Below are 4,281 nucleotides of genomic sequence, written 5' to 3' on the forward strand. Positions count from 1 at the left end.
CCGCCGGACACTCCAATTCATAGCCACTTAGCGCAGCAGGCCGTCACACCACGCGACCTTCGCGCAGCCCTGGGGGGCAGGTCCCGCCGGAGGAGGACCCGGCACTCACCGACGAGGCACGCCTGCTCACGGAAATTCGTGATCTACTGGCGGAACACCGTCCCACCGGCTGACCAAGCTGACCCAGTCGGCCCGGGCCGGCGCGGCCCGGGCCGGCGCGGGCCGGGCCGGCGCGGCTCCACGCCGGATCGCTTACCCGAACGTTGGTCGGCATTCAGGAATCGCTCAGGCTTTCAAGGGAAAGTGCCTACCATGACACCGCGTCTCCCCTTCAGCAGTAGCGCCGAGGCCGCCCCCGGGGGCGGCGGCAGGGAGGGGTCCGGCGCCGGGCATGCCTCCCCCTCCCCCTGGGCTCCGCCTATCGGCGGCGCGGCCGGGACACCAGCCGGCCAAGCTCACCCGGCTGGTCCCGCCAGCTCCGAACCCGACCTCCCGGCGGGCCCGCCTTCCCGTCCGCCCGGCTCGCCGTACAGCCAACCGCCGGCGCTGGGGCCATCCTCCGGCCAGCATCCTCAGTATCCGAATCCCCATCCCCCGCATGGGGATCCTCGTCCGTATCCGGATTCTCCGTACCCGGCCGGGCCGTCCCAGGCCAGCCAGCCGCAGGCCGCGTTCTCCGCGGGAGGCTCACCTCCGGCGGCGCCTCCCGGCGGCCCGTGGGGACCACCTTCAGGCCCGCCACCCAGTGGTCCCGCTGCCCCGAGAGCTCTGAACGGCGCGGCCGGCCCCGCGGGACCCCCGACCGGAGGGCATTCCTGGGGACCGCCGTGGAGTTCCCCGAGCGGCGCCGGCTCACCACCCGCCCAGGACCTCTACGGCAACGGGACAACCATGGCCGCCTCGCAGCCTTGGCGCCGACGGCGGCTCGTCGCCGCCGGACTCGCCATTGCCCTGGTCTCGGCCGGTGTAGGTGGCGGTGTCGGAGCGCTGGTCGCCGATAACAACGGGGGGCAGACCATCGTCACATCCGCCGGTCTGCACAACACCGTGGACAGTTCCGGTGGAACGTCGCCGGCAGCCGCGAACACCGTGTCGGCCGCGGCGCAGAAGATCCTGCCAAGTGTCGTGACAATCTCCGAGGAATCGAGCAGCGAGTCGGGCACCGGCTCCGGCACCATCATCCGTTCGGACGGGCATATCCTGACGAACAACCATGTGGTCTCGGGTGCCGCGAACGGCGGCTCGCTGACGGTCACCCTGCAGGACGGTCGCACCTTCGATGCGCAGGTCGTAGGCACGGATCCGAGCTCGGACCTCGCGATGATCAAAATCAATGCCACCGGTCTCGCTGCGGCCACGTTCGGCAATTCCGACACGCTGAACATCGGGGAACTGGTGGTAGCGGTCGGCAGCCCGCTCGGGCTGAACGGTACGGTCACGTCCGGCATCGTCAGTGCCGTGCATCGCCCGGTGCGCACCGGGGATTCAACCGTGCGGGATCAGCAGAACACCGTGCTCGACGCAATCCAGACCGACGCATCGATCAACCCCGGTAACTCCGGTGGTCCGCTGGTCAACAGTCGCGGCGAGATCATCGGCGTGAACAGCGCGATCGCGACCGTGGGTGGTGGAAGTCCCTTCGGTGGCGGCCAGCAGTCCGGCAACATCGGCGTCGGTTTCGCTATTCCGGGCAACTATGCCGAGTCGGTGGCCACCGAGTTGATCTCCACTGGAAGCGCCCGGCACCCGTACCTGGGCGTCAGCGCCTCCACCGCGGAGGAGAACACCCGCTCCACCGCCTCCAGCGGCAACGGTGCACAGATCCGCTCCATGGTTCCGGGTGGACCCGCCGAAAGGGCCGGCCTTCGCACCGGCGACGTCATCACGAAGGTCGGCAACCGTGCCGTCAACGACGTCGACTCCCTCATCGCGGCGGTCCGGTCCCACGCCATCGGCGACGAGGTGGAAGTGACCTATACCCGTGATGGACAGAGCGGCACCGTCAAGGCCCGGCTCGCCCAACAACCACCGGCATCCTGAGCTATGTCCCGACCCGCAAGAAGCATGGTGCCATCCGGCGGAAGGCCGCGAATGGCCGGTCCGGTTCCGAACGCCGGTTCCGCCGAATTGATGACAGATTTCGATTTATACTCATTGAAGGCAGATTCGTCCCTGGTGAATTGGTCCCGTCTCCGATGGGACATGGCCACCCTGCCGTGGGACCTACCAGGCAAAGTAGCCAGCCGTAGTCGATGAGGATCAAAGTGCGACGGCATCAGTAGTCAAGCGTTATCGACTGTCGAATCGGCGACAAAAAAATCTTCACGACGTTCACCCGCTGCGGGGGACAAACTTCTAGCATTGGGACTGCCTCACCGGGCTACCGATGGGGCGATGCCGGCCCGTTCCGGGGCCGCCGCTAGTCCCCGGGGAGAAGCTGAGTATGGACGACGACGCGGACCTAGTGGCCCGTGTCCGACGTGGTGACCGACAGGCGTTCGACGATCTCTACGATCTGTACGCCGATGATGTCTTCTCGATGTGCCTGCTGATTCTGGGCGATCCCACCGTGGCCCGCGCAGCGGCCGGGACGGCGTTCGCACTCGTCGCCCGCACTCGTCTAAATCCCCTGAGCGATCCCACCCGGCTGCGGTCCTGGCTACTCGAGCTTGCTCGAGGAAGCGCTCTGGCCTGGTCTGGATCGCCCCAGGCGCGCAGCATCCCGGTACCCCATGGAGTCTCGCCCGAAGAGCTCCTCGCCGGTGCCATGGTTCCGGCGCCAGCGAGTCTGCGGGTCGGCCTCGCGCGCACCTTCGATCGCGCCGCTGTCGCGGCTGTAGCCGCAGCCTCAGCCGCCAGTCGGCGGGCAGCGGCAGCGGCAGCCGATACCGAGAGCGAGAGCGAAGTCGGCGAGACCACCAAGGAGACACCGAAGGTCAATCTCGTCAAGGTACCGACGGCTCCACCCAGCGGTGACAGGTACGCCGACGCCGAGAAAACCATCATCGCCGCCACCACGCACTCCGTGCGTGTACTCCCGCTCATGCGCATGGACTCCGACAACGACCTCACCGACGCACCGCAGACTCATGCTGGCCGCGGCAGCGCGGGATGGCGCAGGCGGTCGGCGGTGGCAGTCGCCGCGGTGACGGCCATCGCCGTCGCCGGCCTCACGGCGGCCATGAACTGGCCCACCTCCGATGCCCAGCTGCTGTCGGAGGACGAGCCGAATATCACGCAGGTGACGCAGGGGCAGGCGACGCAGGCACCGACCCCGGACGCGATACGTCCGCCTATGCCTGCGGCCGCACCCAGCAATGCGGCCGCGACGTCCTCGACAGTCGTCCCGACGGTTGCCGGAGCGTTTACCAGCCGGGCTGCATCGCCCGGAGGCTTGGAACCACACCTCATGGAGCCCATCGCGCGGCAGGTCAGCAAGCCCTCGCCCTCCGCCCCTCATCGTCCCGACCCTGCTTTTGTCAAGACGCCTGCGACATCGCCTCCGTCCTCGCCATCCACCACCCCGGCGCCACGCACGCCGACGACGGAGCCACCGACCACGACTCCTACACAGCCGCCAACCACGGCTCCATCGCCAGCCAGCAGACCCACGACGGCACCCCCCAGCACCCCACCCACGACGGCACCGACCGGGGTGGACGCTCCGACGCCGACGTCCCCGCCGAGTGGCAACCCCGGGAGCCCAAGTACCGGACCTACCCCCAGCAGTTTCTCCACCGGAGGGACAAGTTCACCCAGCACGGGCGACTGGATCACTAATACGATCACAATACCGCTGCCCATTTTCATCTAGTCTTCTCTCTAGTAAACATTGCACAACAATGTGGGTGCGGGCATACTCAAAAGCTGCCAGGTCGAGAGACGTTAAAAGGCCCGAGATCCGCCGAGTGCCGATACTCGGCCTAGAAGGGACTGCGGTTCGGTCCCGGACCCGTCAGCGCCATAATCACGCATTGCCCACGCAGGGTCCCCGGCCCCGTTCTCCGCCAGTATGTCGAAAAGAAATATGCCACAGAGTTTCTCGCCGATGATGCTGGCATAATTGGCTACCCCTCACGGAAGATCATCACCGTATTCTGGCTGTGCTCGCGTACTTGAAATCCCGCGCACCTGAAAGGATGACAGGAGCCAACCGAACACATGGTCGATTCTGCGTCACACTCGCCACGGCGTCAACCCCTACGCCCACCGAGGAAGACCGCACCGCGGAACAGCGCATGACTTGCGGCTGTGGCGACCACATCCTCAAGCTTCCGGTGT

The 4,281-nt window shown here is 67.1% G+C and carries 2 protein-coding genes; one reads left to right on the plus strand and one right to left on the minus strand.

Annotated features, from left to right (window positions below):
- Window positions 1-891: 891 nt before the first annotated feature.
- The gene (locus AC08OX_RS15400; RefSeq protein ID WP_476608447.1) at window positions 892-2,040 is read left to right on the plus strand and encodes a S1C family serine protease; all 1,149 of its coding nucleotides are present in this window, start codon (window positions 892-894) and stop codon (window positions 2,038-2,040) included.
- A gap of 1,416 nt (window positions 2,041-3,456) precedes the next feature.
- Here the strand turns inward: AC08OX_RS15400 and AC08OX_RS15405 are convergent.
- Window positions 3,457-3,804 carry a hypothetical protein gene (locus AC08OX_RS15405; protein WP_476608448.1) on the minus strand — a complete coding sequence of 116 codons (348 nt, stop codon included), beginning with the start codon at window positions 3,802-3,804 and terminating at the stop codon, window positions 3,457-3,459.
- Between the last annotated feature and the right edge of the window lie 477 nt (window positions 3,805-4,281).

The sequence above is a fragment of the Frankia sp. CoBUL1 genome, assembly GCF_978021245.1.